This is a genomic window from Gemmatimonadota bacterium, assembly GCA_026702745.1.
GTDB lineage: Bacteria > JAAXHH01 > JAAXHH01 > JAAXHH01 > JAAXHH01 > JAAXHH01.
Genome location: JAPPBT010000046.1, coordinates 73569 through 86342, shown reverse-complemented (window position 1 = coordinate 86342; position 12774 = coordinate 73569). Strand labels below are relative to the sequence as shown.

Below are 12774 nucleotides of genomic sequence, written 5' to 3'. Positions count from 1 at the left end.
ATCAGTCGTGACAGACACCGTCAGGAACGAAAGGTTTTAAGATTGAGGTCGTTGATTTCCCTGTAGTGTTTTTGATTGGCCGTACATAGGGTCAAATGATGTTCAACAGCAGTTGCCGCGATCAGCGCATCGGCAAGGTATAGTGCCGTCTTGAGCGTGTATTCTTCCATGTAGACGGACGCTCTATGTCCGATGTTTTCGGTGAGAGGCAGCGTCTGAAAGGCGAGATCACTGAGGAGGTTCTTGATTTTCTTCAGTTCTTGCCGGTTTCTGACAACCTGGATGAACTCCATGTAGGTAACCAATGATATCCGCCGGTCATCCGCATCTTCGACAAGTTGCGCCGCGCCTTCGTGACCCCTGAAAACCCAGATCATCACATCGGTATCAAAAATCATCCAAACGGCCTTTTCTCAGATTGCGTACGTAAGCATCGACGTCAGTTGTATCCTTTCGATCTCGCCACATCCCGAACGCTTCATGGTTTTTTACGGATTTGTCCGTTTGATGCCGGCTGGGAGATAGAATGGCCTTTTCCTTGCCTCGATAGTAAATCGTAACCGACTCGTTGCGGTCAAGCGCGCGCAAAACGTCTCTCATGCGTCGTCGCAGGTCAAGTATGGATGCTTTCATGACTCCTTCTTGAAGTGTACACTTAATATGATCAGTCAGGAGAAAGGCGTCAAGTGAAAACTGGATTCCCGATCGGTCACCGGCCTGCGCGTGGATTCGTGGAACACGCATATGGAGCAACCATCTGAAGATGTTCCTTGACGCCCCGCCGGACGCTTTTTCATCTTATCCTGCCCGGGCGACATGCCAGGTCTGATGATCGAGAGCTGGAATCAATAACTGGCCATGTTATGGGTCGGCGCCACCCGGCACATCGCGGCGGTGCGCAATGGATCACCAGGAGGACACGGCTATGTCCGAAGCACAGATCGCCGTCATCGGCGGCACGGGGTTCTACGGGATGGAGGGGCTTACGGATCTCGAGGAGGTCCGGCCGGACACCCCCTTCGGCGACCCCAGCGACGCCATCGTGACCGGCACCCTCGAGGGGCGCCGCGTAGCGTTCCTGGCCCGCCACGGCCGGGGCCACCGCCTGGGACCGTCCGAAATCAATATGCGGGCGAACATCTTCGCGCTGAAGACGCTGGGGGTTCGGTGGATTATCTCGGTAAGCGCCGTGGGCAGCCTCCAGGAAGAAATACGCCCGCGGGATTTCGTCATACCGGACCAGTTGTACGACCATACCCGGCACCGCACGACGAGCTTTTTCGGCGACGGCCTCGTGGTGCACGTAGGCCTGGGCGAGCCGTTTTGCGGACCACTGCGTGAATTGCTCGTCGCCGGCGCCGAATCGACGGGCCTGACCGTACACAACGGCGGTACCTACCTCTGCATGGAAGGACCGCAGTTCTCGACCAAAGCGGAGTCGAACGTCTACCGGGGCTGGGGGTTTTCGGTCATTGGGATGACGGCGGCGCCGGAAGCCAAGCTTGCCCGGGAGGCAGAGATCTGCTACGCCGCCATCGCGTGTTCGACCGATTACGACTGCTGGCACGAGGAACACGATTCCGTCACTGTAGACATGATCATCGAGAACCTGAATGCGAACGTGGAACATGCGCGCCAGGTCATACGCCACGTCGTGCCGGCCATACCGCTGGACAGGACGTGCCACTGTCACAACGCGCTGGCCAATGCCATCGTTTCCGACCGCGACGCGGTGCCCGCCGGCACGCTGGAGAAGCTGAGGCCGATCGTGGGCCGTTATTTCGAGTAGAGCATCAAGAGAGGTGTGATGTACGGACGCCGGGCCAGTCTACCCACATGTCATGGTGCCAAAACGGCACGGACGCCGGGCCAGTCTACCCACATGTCATGGTGCCAAAACGGCACGGACGCCGGGCCAGTCTACCCACATGTCATGGTGCCAAAACGGCACGGACGCCGGGCCAGTCTACCCACATGTCATGGTGCCAAAACGGCACGGACACCGGGCCAGTCTACCCACATGTCATGGTGCCAAAACGGCACGGACACCGGGCCAGTCTACCCACATGTCATGGTGCCAAAACGGCACGGACACCGGGCCAGTCTACCCACATGTCATGGTGCCAAAACGGCACGGACACCGGGCCAGTCTACCCACATGTCGTCCCCGGGAGGCGCGTCCTCGTCCAGGTCGGCCCGCTTGTAGTCGTAAAGGACTGCCTGGCGGATCCGGCCGGTCCGGTTGTGGCCGACGGAATGGCCCATGCGGTGGTGCCAGTATACAATGTCGCCGGCCTTGCCGTGACAGTCCTTGGGGGGTATCTGGCTCACCTCGTCCTTGTGGGCCTGGTATTCTGGCGTTTTGTCGAAGACGTAGCGACGGGTGAAATCCTGGTAGAAAACCCGATGACTGCCCGGCCATACGGTAAATCCACCGCCTCCGGGTTCCACGTCGTCGATATACCCCACGACGCCGAGGTGAAAGGGGTGGGCGTCCACGTGACAACCCATGGGACGGGGTGGCGCGTCGCCTTCGGGCAGGACGCAGTAAATGCCGCGGATCCGGTCCGGTTCGACCAGCTTGCCCTCGCCGAGTAACTGCTCAGCCATGCCCAACACGGATGGATCGGTTGCGAGGAGTCGGACCATCCAGTCCTCTCCGCCCGGCTTGCGGTACTTCCACATGAACTGGTGCCGGTGGGAAGCGCTGTCGTCGACCGGCTCCGGGAAAGGACCGATCCAGGTTTCCGGTTTGTCGCGCTCGAGGGGCGGCGGCAGGTTGCTCCACATGCGTTCCCTGCCCCGGGCCATCAGATCGGGATCGAGGACGCCGCGCTTGATCAGGTAGCCCTCGCGGACGAAAAACCGGATGTCGTCGTCGGTCAGACGGACCATGGCCATCCATCCTGTCGGTTAAGGTGGGTTTGTGCGGAGAATATATGAGACGGACCTTGGAGCGTGTCAAGGAGGAACACAACGTGAAGAAGCGGATCAGCAATAGGACCGTCGCGGCGGCGCTGCTTGTCTTCAGCCTCACTCCGATGACTGCACTGCTCGTCCTGGGCCTGACGCCCGGAGCGGCCCTGGCCAACGACGGCTACCCCCGCATGGAAGATGTGGATATCCTCCATTACCGGATCCAGCTGGAGTTTGGAGAAACCGGCCGGGCCATCCAGGGCGAGACCACGATCCTGGCGGAGATGCTGGCCGGCGGCCGGGAGGTCCTGGCTCTCGACCTGGGCCCGCTCACCGTGGACCGGGTCACGGTCGGCGGCAGTACCGCGGCTTTTACGCATCGCGACCACCGGCTGAGCATAACATTCGAGGAAAGCTACGCGGCGGGCGACACGGTCACGGTGATCGTCTCGTATCGCGGAGAACCCGTGGACGGGCTATTCATTCAGCCGAACAAGTTCGGCGACCGGTCGGTCTTCGCGGACAACTGGCCGAACCGGGCCCGTCACTGGTTCCCCGGGGTCGACCACCCCTATGACAAGGCCACGGTCGAATTCATCGTCACCGCGCCCGCGGCCTACGACGTCGTGGCCAACGGCCGGATGATCGAGACGGCGGCCGTCTCGCCGGACCGAAAGCGAACGCACTGGAAAACCGACGCGCCCATACCCACCTACTGCATGGTGGTCGGAGCGGCCCAATTTGCCATCGTCCGGTCGGGGTCCTGGCGGGGGATCCCCGTTTCGTACTACCTGTTTCCCGGCGACCGGGACGCGGGAACCACGGATTTTGCCCGTTCCACAGACATGCTGGCCTTCTACACCGACCTGTTCGGACCCTATCCCTATGCGAAACTCGCGCTGGTGCAGTCTTCCACCCGTTTCGGCGGCATGGAGAACGCCAGCGCCATCTTCTTTTCGGAACATTCCATAACGGGCACCAGACGGAACGAAGCCGTGGTCGCCCACGAGATCGTCCACCAGTGGTTCGGCGACTCGGTGACCGAGTCCGACTGGCACCACCTGTGGCTCAGCGAAGGGTTCGCCACCTACTTCGGCGCCGTGTTCTACGAAGAGGCCGACGGCGACGAGCGGTTTCAGGAAATGCTGGCACGGAGCCGGTCCCGGGTTTTCGCCGCGGACCGCCGCGCTCCGGCCCCTATCTTCAATCCGGGCATCACCGACCTGTTCGACCTGCTGAACGCCTACAACTACAGCAAGGGCGGGTTGGTGCTCCACATGCTCAGGGGCCTGATGAGCGACGAGGCCTTCTTCCGGGGCATACGGGAGTTCTATGCCCGGTTCCGTGACCAGACCGTGCTGACCCGGGATTTTCAGTCCGTCATGGAAACCCGGTACGGAGAGGACCTGGGGTGGTTCTTCGACCAGTGGATCTACCGCGCGGGCCATCCCGTGGTCGAAGTGACCTGGTCCTGGGACGAACAGCGCGGCGAGGTATCGGTACGCCTGCGGCAGACACAGCCTCAGGAGGCATTCAGGCTTCCCGTAACGCTCGCCTTCGTGGCGAAAGACCGGCAGGAACGCCGGCAGGTCGAGCTTCATGACCGGTCGCACGAATTTCGCTTCAAACTGGACGGAGCACCCGATGACGTCCTGGTCGACCCGGATGCCTGGCTGCTGATGGAGGTCCGGGTGAGGCAGGGGGAGGGTTAGACGGACAAGCAAGCCGGAAGGCCATCGATCTGTCGCAACAATCTATGTGACAATAAAAAAGTGTTGACTTTTCCAGAAGTTCTGGTTTATTGACTATCAGGATTTGTCTCTGTCTCCTGCATGATCGTATAATACAAAAGACGATGCGGCACGGATCAGAACCAACGGTCCTGCCGTTTTTCTATATGCGGGTGTAAGTCGAACAGGGACTTCGTTGTAGATGTATCTATACATGCCTGAAAGGTGGTGAGCAATATTGGCAGTCGGTAAAGTAAAGTGGTTCAACGACCACAAGGGCTATGGTTTTATCGAGCACGATGGTGGCGATGATGTTTTCGTACACTACTCCGCGATCCAGGGAGAGGGTTTCAAGTCCCTTTCGGAAGGTGATGCGGTAGAGTTCGATATCACGGAAGGGCCCAAGGGATTCCAGGCCGCAAACGTCGTAAAGCAGTAAAGCGGTAACGAACCCAGACGAAACGACACGGGCGTCGGAGCAAACTGTTCCGGCGCCCGTTTTATTTGGGGTTAAGCAAGTTTACCGAAGCTGACGCCAGTCACAGCGAATACCGGCCAATGACCCACCGGTCCGATCCAGTCGAACATTGCGTCCGTTAGCCCCTACCCTCCTATGTGATACCGCAGACCCAGCGATATCCCCCAGAAATGCGAGGGGTTCCCCTTGATCTCGTACTGGATGGGCATATCGTAACCTGTTCCCGATGTCGGCCCCACAGTGGATTCGTGTCCCCGCAGCAACCTCCAGGGATTCTCACCATCCAGGAACTCGCCGACACTGCCGTACCGCAGTTTCAGGCCGGCCGAGAACCGCTCGTCCACCGCGTAGTCCACGCCGGCGAGGAATTGGAAACTGAAAATCCTGTCGGAGAGTTTCGCATCGGCGAGCGATGCCAGCCCGGCGGCGTGGCTGTTGCGTCCCAGCTGCCGCATCCGGTCCCGGTCGTTGGTCCGGACGGAGACCGCCGAGTAGAACAGTTTCTGTTGCGCCAAACCTGCGCCCACGCCCAGGTAAGGGGTTGCATTGGGTGAAAGCATGCCGCGGAAGTCGTAGTAGAGATTCGCGAAGAGGTTGTCCGTCCGGAAATCGCTGATCTTCTCGCTGCGTTCCACGAATTCGGCCTGTTTCGCGTCGCCCGGGATGACCAGCGGCAGGAACGCTCCGCGCTGTCCTCTGCGAAAATACTCGACTTCGATACGCAGGGCCCCCAGGGCATAACCGGCCTGGACACCGGCCAGGATGCCCTTTCCCAGGTCGAATCCGTTGGGACTCCCGGGAAACAGGCGCGGCGAACACTCGGACAGGGGCAGGGGAACCGGGGTTCCGTCGTTCAGGATCTCTCCGGGAAGCCACTGATCGCAGTTGGTGGGTACGCTCCGGGTGTTTGTTCTCGTGGATTCGTACTCTCCGGGCAGGGATACGCCGGTCTGCATGCCGAAGTAGAATCCCCGGCGGCTTTCGTCTTGCTGGTCCAGTGCGGCCGATTCGGGCGGGAAGGACAGGAGTGCCGTGATGCATACGCAAAGAGCCGGTATGACGTGGAATATCTTCATGTTCATCCGTTCTCCTGGTAAGAGGGTGGTTATGATGTGGCGGAAAATAGCGGTGTCCGCTTTCGGCTACAAGCAGTTTCGAAGGGACGTCCCGACCTTCAGAATGTGTTGTATGTCCTCTCCCTTATCAGCGACGTTGGGCTTGACAGGACGTATCGATCCATCCAGATTTCCAGTCCGGTTCGATGGGTGTGCCGGATGATTTCGACTTGTTTCGGCGCATCCGTAACTGGCATGAATTACCTCACTTATAACCCTGCATACCCCGGGACGAAGACCAATGAATACCTGCAAATTGTTTCCTTCCCTACGCGGTAACCGGCTGTGTGCATCGGACGCAGGCACTACCACTACCCTGCGGACGTTCCTGTGCCTGGCGTTCGTCTTCTCCACCGGCGTGTCAGCCGCACAGGATAACCGACCGACGCCCGAGGAACCGGACCAGTCCGAATCTCTCGGCCAATTCGAGCAGGCAAGTTCGCAAAGCATGAGCCCGACCGACGAGCCCGCCTTCGAGATGGAGGAAGTCGTAGTCACGGCGCGCAAGCGTGCGCAGCCCGCCTTCGAAGTCCCGCTGTCCCTGTCCACGATACAGGAAGCGAAGTCTACCGCCCTTCGCGCTTCCGGCATGGACATGCGATTCCTTTCGAACCGGGTGCCCAGCCTGCAGCTGGAGTCCTCCTACGGCCGGGTATTTCCGCGTATCTACATTCGGGGTCTCGGCAATACGGACTTCGACCTGAACGCGTCGCAACCCGTTTCCGTTGTCTATGACGGCATCGTGCTGGAAAACGTCATGCTGAAGGGTTATCCCGCCTTCGACCTGGACCGGATCGAGGTCCTGCGCGGCCCCCAGGGGACTCTGTTCGGCCGGAACACGCCGGCGGGAATCATCAAGCTGGAATCGGCGCGGCCGACTGAAGCGCTCGAAGGTTTCGGCCGCCTGGGTTACGGACGCTACAACAGCGCCGTTTTCGAAGGAGCGGTATCGGGACCGCTCGGATCCTCCGGACTGACGGCACGGCTCTCGGTGCTGCTGCAGCGGCGGGACGATTGGGTTAATAACGAAAACGACGGTCCGAATGAAGCCATTGCCGGCTACCGGGAACTGGCCGGTCGCCTCCAGTTGAGCTGGAAACCGTCGCTGAATTTCGAATCGCTGGTCAAGCTCCATGCCCGTGACTTTGACGGCTCCGCGCGGGCGTTCCGCGCCAATGCCATCAAACCCGGCCGCGGCGGCCTGGTGGAAGGATTCTCCCGGGACCGGATCGCAATCGACGGCCGCAACAGCCAGGAACTGCGCGCCCACGGCATGTCAGTGGAATTGCGGTACCAGATGGACCGGCACCAACTTGTGTCCCTGACCGGCATGGAACGCCTCGAAAGCTTCGCCCGCGGTGATATCGACGGCGGCTTCGGCGCGGTATTCAGCCTCCCCAGCGGACCGGGGGTTATACCCTTCCCCTCCGAGACGTCGGGGGGTATTCCCTTTCTGCGCCAGATCAGCCAGGAATTACGCCTGGTGAGCCAGGAACACCGGCCCCTGGACTACCAGATCGGCCTGTACTACCTGAGTGAATCGGTGGACATCGAGGATTACAACTACGATACGTTCTCCGGCGGGACCTCCGACGGATTCACACGGCAGCACCAGGAGGCTGAGGCGTGGGCCGCGTTCCTCGCATCCACCCTGCACCTGGGAGACGCGCTGGAGATTGCCGGCGGGCTTCGGTTTTCCCACGACGCGAAGGACTATGCTGCGTGGCGGGACGAAGCGCCCGCGGTCACCGGAGCCGGCACGATAGGACCCATCCGGCGCAATCCGACCGACAACGCGTGGAGCGGCGACCTGAGCATGCGGTATGCCGCGTCGCCCCGGGTCCAGACCTACGTGCGCGCCGCCCGGGGTTTTCGCGCACCGAGCATCCAGGGCCGCCTGCTCTTCGGCGACGAGGTCTCCATAGCCGATACAGAAACGATACACTCCATCGAAGGCGGGGCCAAAATGCGTCTGTGGGACGGACGGGTTCGCCTCGATCTGTCCGCGTTTCACTACCGGCTGCGGAACCAGCAACTCACCGCCGTGGGCGGCGAGACCAACTTCAACCGGCTGGTCAACGCGGACAGGACCCTGGGACGGGGGTTCGAGGCGGAGGTGGCCCTCGCGTCTCCGGGCGGGTTACAGATAACGGGCGGACTGAGTTACAACCATACCCGAATAGACGATAGGCGACTCGCCGTGCAGCCATGTGGCGCGCCGTGCACCGTGCTGGATCCAGCCGGTCCTGAGCCCGGTACGGTCCTGATCGACGGCAACGGGCTGCCCCAGGCGCCTCGATGGATCGCGGATGCGGCCCTGCGCTATCCGTTGGCCCTGCCGGGCGGGTCCTATCTTATTGCCTCCGCCGACCTGGCCTTCCGCAGCGTGGTGCGCTTCTTCCTCTACGAATCCGTGGAATTCCAGGACGACCGTTTGCTGGAATGCGGCGTGCGCCTCTCCTATCTGGTGGGGAACAGCGGGACGGAGATTTCCCTGGTCGGCCGAAACATTTTCGATGACGTATCGCTTACCGGCGGCATAGATTTCAACAACCTGACCGGATTCGTCAACGAACCGCCTTACTGGGGCGTGGAACTCGCGCGTCATTTCTGATTCGAGCCCGCAGGCGCTGGAGACGCTTTATTCCCTTGACACCGGGCATGAAATCGAACACGTATTAATGTTTCACATAGTAAAGTAAACTGTGGCTGGCTGAAATCTCATGCGAAATCTTCCAGATGGCGGGGATACCAGCGGCACCTACGAAACTCGAACAACGACCGGGGAGAGATGATGTTAAGATTCGCGGAAGAGATCCTGCTGCTCATGCTCGACGACGACGGGAAATTCGTGGGCGTGCCCGACCGTCTGCTACGATACGGTCTCGCCGGTGGCGTGTTGATGGACCTCGCCCTCGAAAACCGCATCGATACCGATGTCGACAAGCTGGTCCTCGTGGATTCGAAACCCCTGGGAGACAATCTTCTCGATCCCGTGCTGGCGGACATCGCGGCGTCGTCCGAAACGCACGGGGCGCGGTATTGGATCGAGCACGTCGTCGACCGCGCCGAAGACATCCGGGAGACGGCCATCGACCGGCTTGTCGAACGGGGTATCCTGAAAAAGGAAGAAGGCCAGTTCCTGTGGGTGTTCCGGTCGCGGCGCTATCCCATCATCGATGGAACAGCCGAGCGTGAAGTCAAGCTCCGCATCATGGAAGTGCTGTTCAGCGATATGATCCCCAGCCCGCGGGACGTGGTGATCATCAACCTTGCCCACGCGTGCAACCTCTTCAAAGAGATCCTGTCCTCGCGGGAACTCGCCCAGGCCGCCGATCGCATCGATCAGGTGCGCAAGCTGGACCTCATCGGCCAGGCCATGTCGAGGGCGATCTCGGACATCGAACTGTCCCTCACCCTCGCGGTGGAACGCGGATACTATATGTAGGGTTCAGGCGCCGGCCTGCCGACCGTGGCACCGTTTGAACTTCAGGCCGCTTCCGCACGGACATGGGTCGTTTCTCCCCGCCGTCCGGAACGCTTTCTGCATGCTGAGTTCGGCTTCGCGCCGGCGTATGTACGTCATCACGTTGGCGGGGGCCCGCCGGTGGCGCAGTTCGTTGGCCATGAAACGCATGGGGCCGTCGATGTGGTGGAAGAAGGCCTTGTACCCCTCGCAAAGGTAGTTCAGGCCCGGTTCGCCGTCGGGCGTCGTGATGATGCGGTTCTTCGGACATCCCCCATTGCAGATGAACCGCACATCGCATGACAGGCAGTACTGCGGTAACGTGTCCAGCTTGGCCTGACCGAAGTCCCGCTGCTGCTCGGACAGGACCATCTCCATCATCGGGATCTCGGTGATGTTTCCCAGTAGGTAGTCCGGCTCGACATAGTGGTCGCAGGCGTAGAGATCTCCGTTGTGTTCCAGGGCCAGGGCATCGCCGCAGGTCTCCATGAAAATGCACAATCCCGGGCTCTGGCCGGACCAGGCGGCGAGCGACACGTCGAAGATCTGCACGTACATTTTCCCCACGTCCCGGCGCACCCATTCGTCGAAGATCCGGATCAGGAACCGGCCGTACTGCTTCCCCGTCACTGACCGGCCCGTCACGTCGTTGCCTTCCTGGTACCCCGTGTCGTTGTCCCGCTCCACGATGGGGATGAACTGCAGGAACCGGGTCTTGACCACGTCCCGCATGAAGCGGTAGACTTCCAGGGGGTGCTCCGCGTTCGCCGCGTGCACCGTGGTCAGGATGTTGAACTCCACCTCGCTTGCCTGCATCATCTCCGCCGCGCCCATCACCGTGTCGAAGGTCGGCTTGCCGCCCTTGTCGACCCGGTAGGCGTCGTGCAGCGCACGGGGGCCATCCAGGCTCAGGCCGATCAGAAAGTCTTTTTCGTGGAAGAAACGGCACCAGTCCGCGTCGAGTAGCGTGCCGTTGGTTTGCAGGGAATTGAAGATGCGCGTGTCGGGTTTCTGGTACTTCTTCTGGAGTTCGACGGCCTTTTGGAAGAACTCGAGGCCCATGAGCGTAGGCTCGCCGCCCTGCCAGGCAAAAGTGACTTCCGGCACCTGCTGGGCTTCGATGTACTGCCTGGTGTACTCCTCGAGCAGTTCGTCGGACATGCGGAACCCGCTTTCGGGGTACAAATCCTCCTTGGCGAGGAAATAGCAGTACTTGCAGTCGAGGTTGCAGATGGCCCCCCGGGGTTTCATCATCACGTGAAACGCCGGGATCGGGACCGGATCTCCTCCGGCCGAGGGCATGGACGATGCCGGGACCGGATCTCCTCCGGCCGAGGGCATGGACGATGCCGGGACCGCGGAGGTTGCGTCGACTGGGTTCACGGTGTTGCCTCGGTTTTTTCGTTCATGCAGATTCGGACCTGCAGCATTAAAACATCCAGGATTTCCAGGATATCGGGGCTATCGCCGGCCGCGCTGGCAACCCGGAACTATCGCCGGCCGCACTGGCAATCCGGGGCTACCGCCGACCGTGCCGGATCCACGGATTCAGCACATCGCGCGGATGACCAGGAAACCCCTGCACGCCCCGCGACCGATCGAACTGGTAGATGCGCGCGGCCTTCCACTTCGTGTAGGGAAAGGACCGCAGGCGGTCGCCGTCCAGGGCGTCTGAAGCGCCCGGATGCCCGCAAGCCTGCACGCCGCGCCGGTACAACTCGCCTGCGACATCCCGGTCGGACGAGACCCGATTCGCCACTTCGGCCGGGTCTTCGGCCGTGTTGAACAGCTGCTCCCTGCCGCCGTTCGCCAGGTAAATATACTTCCAATCGCCGCTTCGTACCATGATTTTGAACCGGTCCGTCCCCGGTTCGCCGTAATATCCGAAGAGGGTTTTCCTGGGCGCGGTGCTGCCTTTCAACACGCCGAGCACATCCACCCCGTCGCGCACCTGGGTCCGTCCTGCAGCGTGGGTGGCGATGGCGAAGAGGTCGGTCAGGCAGACGAGGTCGTGCCTTAAAACGTCCCGCGGAAGGCGGTCGGGCCAGCTTACGAGGAAGGGGACGCGGGCGGAGACGTCGAAGAAACTCTCCTTCTGCCACGCAGTATGATCCCCGAGATGGTCGCCGTGATCGGAGAAGAAGCAGATGAGCGTGTTGCCGGCGTCCTCGCGGGCTTCGACGGTGTCCAGGATCCGGCCCAGGCAATCGTCGATGTAGGTGATTTCTCCGTAATACCGGGCCTTCAGGACACGGGTCTGCGCGTCGTTGATTTCATCTGCCCAGATAATCCGGTTCATGAAGGGAATCTGCTCGTCCAGGTGGTCCACCGAAAGATCGCCGCGGACCGGACCCGGCATGCGGTCGGGGTCGTAGATCCGGTTGAAGGGCACGGGCGGCGCGAAGGGCGGATGGGGACCGATGAGGGACACGAAACCGAAGAAGGGCCGGTCGTCGGACGCGCGCAACGCGTCGATCGCGCGGTCGGCGGCCCAGGATTCCACGGTCAGGTGGGCGGGCAGCGGGCTCACCTGTGGCATGTAGTACATTTCGGTTCGCTCTCCCATGAGCGCCTCGATATAGTCGAAATCCGGATGCTCGCGGGCGATCCAGCCCGCGTAGGCGTCTCCGCGCCGTTGTTCCTCACTGCCGTAGAGTTCCTCGCTGTGGAGCTGGGACGCATAACCCACGTCCTCGTCCCACGGGAAGGTGTGGAACTTCCCCACGCCGAAGGTCCGGTATCCCGCTGCCGACAGGGTGCGGGCGAGATAGTCTCCGCACCTGCCCTCGAGCGTATCGGCCTGGCCGGGTACGGGCGCGGACCGGCCGTTGCTGAATACGCGGGTAGTGGGCGGATCGCTTCCCGTACGGATGGTCGTCCGCGCCGCCACACAGACGGGACAGGTCGAATAGCCCTGGGTAAACGACACGCCGCGCCGTACGAGACGGTCCATGTTGGGGGTGTAAATATGCTCATTGCCCAGCGCGGCGATCGTATCGAAACGCTGCTGGTCTGTCATGATGAAGAGGATGTTGGGACGGGTCATCGGGTTTCCTCTTGGCGTCGGCG

11 protein-coding genes are annotated in these 12774 nt (G+C 61.2%); 5 read left to right on the top strand and 6 right to left on the bottom strand.

The features are described 5' to 3' along the window. Positions 1–20 precede the first annotated feature (20 nt). The gene (locus OXH56_07095; protein MCY3555074.1) at positions 21–398 is read right to left on the bottom strand and encodes a type II toxin-antitoxin system VapC family toxin; all 378 of its coding nucleotides are present in this window, start codon (positions 396–398) and stop codon (positions 21–23) included. Continuing rightward, positions 388–633 carry a type II toxin-antitoxin system Phd/YefM family antitoxin gene (locus OXH56_07090; protein MCY3555073.1) on the bottom strand — a complete coding sequence of 82 codons (246 nt, stop codon included), beginning with the start codon at positions 631–633 and terminating at the stop codon, positions 388–390. Before OXH56_07090 ends, OXH56_07095 begins: the two co-directional genes overlap by 11 nt. Positions 634–925: 292 nt before the next feature. Between OXH56_07090 and mtnP the strand changes: the two genes are divergently transcribed. After that, on the top strand, positions 926–1789 hold the full coding sequence (gene mtnP, locus OXH56_07085; protein MCY3555072.1) for an S-methyl-5'-thioadenosine phosphorylase: 864 nt from the start codon (positions 926–928) through the stop codon (positions 1787–1789). Between the two features lie 326 nt (positions 1790–2115). On the opposite strand, the gene OXH56_07080 is transcribed toward mtnP, so the two are convergent. Continuing rightward, on the bottom strand, positions 2116–2895 hold the full coding sequence (locus OXH56_07080; GenBank protein MCY3555071.1) for a phytanoyl-CoA dioxygenase family protein: 780 nt from the start codon (positions 2893–2895) through the stop codon (positions 2116–2118). Between the two features lie 44 nt (positions 2896–2939). Here OXH56_07080 and OXH56_07075 point away from each other — a divergent pair, with 44 nt between their 5' ends. Further along, the gene (locus tag OXH56_07075) at positions 2940–4628 is read left to right on the top strand and encodes a M1 family aminopeptidase (GenBank protein ID MCY3555070.1); all 1689 of its coding nucleotides are present in this window, start codon (positions 2940–2942) and stop codon (positions 4626–4628) included. 256 nt (positions 4629–4884) lie between these two features. After that, the gene (locus tag OXH56_07070; GenBank protein MCY3555069.1) at positions 4885–5085 is read left to right on the top strand and encodes a cold shock domain-containing protein; all 201 of its coding nucleotides are present in this window, start codon (positions 4885–4887) and stop codon (positions 5083–5085) included. A 164-nt stretch (positions 5086–5249) separates the two neighbouring features. Here OXH56_07070 and OXH56_07065 read toward each other — a convergent pair whose 3' ends face one another. Further along, positions 5250–6206 carry an outer membrane beta-barrel protein gene (locus OXH56_07065; protein ID MCY3555068.1) on the bottom strand — a complete coding sequence of 319 codons (957 nt, stop codon included), beginning with the start codon at positions 6204–6206 and terminating at the stop codon, positions 5250–5252. A gap of 481 nt (positions 6207–6687) precedes the next feature. Here OXH56_07065 and OXH56_07060 point away from each other — a divergent pair, with 481 nt between their 5' ends. Further along, entirely contained in the window at positions 6688–8853 is a 2166-nt protein-coding gene (locus tag OXH56_07060) for a TonB-dependent receptor (GenBank protein MCY3555067.1), read from the top strand. Between the two features lie 177 nt (positions 8854–9030). Continuing rightward, positions 9031–9687 carry a GPP34 family phosphoprotein gene (locus OXH56_07055; GenBank protein MCY3555066.1) on the top strand — a complete coding sequence of 219 codons (657 nt, stop codon included), beginning with the start codon at positions 9031–9033 and terminating at the stop codon, positions 9685–9687. Between the two features lie 3 nt (positions 9688–9690). Here the strand turns inward: OXH56_07055 and OXH56_07050 are convergent, their stop codons facing one another. Both OXH56_07050 and OXH56_07045 read right to left on the bottom strand, forming a co-directional pair. Continuing rightward, a complete protein-coding gene (locus OXH56_07050; protein ID MCY3555065.1) occupies positions 9691–11007 on the bottom strand; it encodes an anaerobic sulfatase maturase in 1317 nt (438 codons plus the stop codon). Between the two features lie 217 nt (positions 11008–11224). Continuing rightward, positions 11225–12751 carry a sulfatase-like hydrolase/transferase gene (locus tag OXH56_07045; protein MCY3555064.1) on the bottom strand — a complete coding sequence of 509 codons (1527 nt, stop codon included), beginning with the start codon at positions 12749–12751 and terminating at the stop codon, positions 11225–11227. Positions 12752–12774 lie beyond the last annotated feature (23 nt).

Excerpts from the sequence above, each read along its gene's own strand:
- OXH56_07095 (MCY3555074.1), bottom strand. The coding sequence starts at position 398 with ATGATTTTTGATACCGATGTGATGATCTGGGTTTTCAGGGGTCACGAA.
- OXH56_07090 (MCY3555073.1), bottom strand. The coding sequence starts at position 633 with ATGAAAGCATCCATACTTGACCTGCGACGACGCATGAGAGACGTTTTG.
- mtnP (MCY3555072.1), top strand. The coding sequence starts at position 926 with ATGTCCGAAGCACAGATCGCCGTCATCGGCGGCACGGGGTTCTACGGG.
- OXH56_07080 (MCY3555071.1), bottom strand. The coding sequence starts at position 2,895 with ATGGTCCGTCTGACCGACGACGACATCCGGTTTTTCGTCCGCGAGGGC.
- OXH56_07075 (MCY3555070.1), top strand. The coding sequence starts at position 2,940 with ATGAGACGGACCTTGGAGCGTGTCAAGGAGGAACACAACGTGAAGAAG.
- OXH56_07065 (MCY3555068.1), bottom strand. The coding sequence starts at position 6,206 with ATGAACATGAAGATATTCCACGTCATACCGGCTCTTTGCGTATGCATC.
- OXH56_07060 (MCY3555067.1), top strand. The coding sequence starts at position 6,688 with ATGAGCCCGACCGACGAGCCCGCCTTCGAGATGGAGGAAGTCGTAGTC.
- OXH56_07055 (MCY3555066.1), top strand. The coding sequence starts at position 9,031 with ATGATGTTAAGATTCGCGGAAGAGATCCTGCTGCTCATGCTCGACGAC.
- OXH56_07050 (MCY3555065.1), bottom strand. The coding sequence starts at position 11,007 with ATGCCCTCGGCCGGAGGAGATCCGGTCCCGATCCCGGCGTTTCACGTG.
- OXH56_07045 (MCY3555064.1), bottom strand. The coding sequence starts at position 12,751 with ATGACCCGTCCCAACATCCTCTTCATCATGACAGACCAGCAGCGTTTC.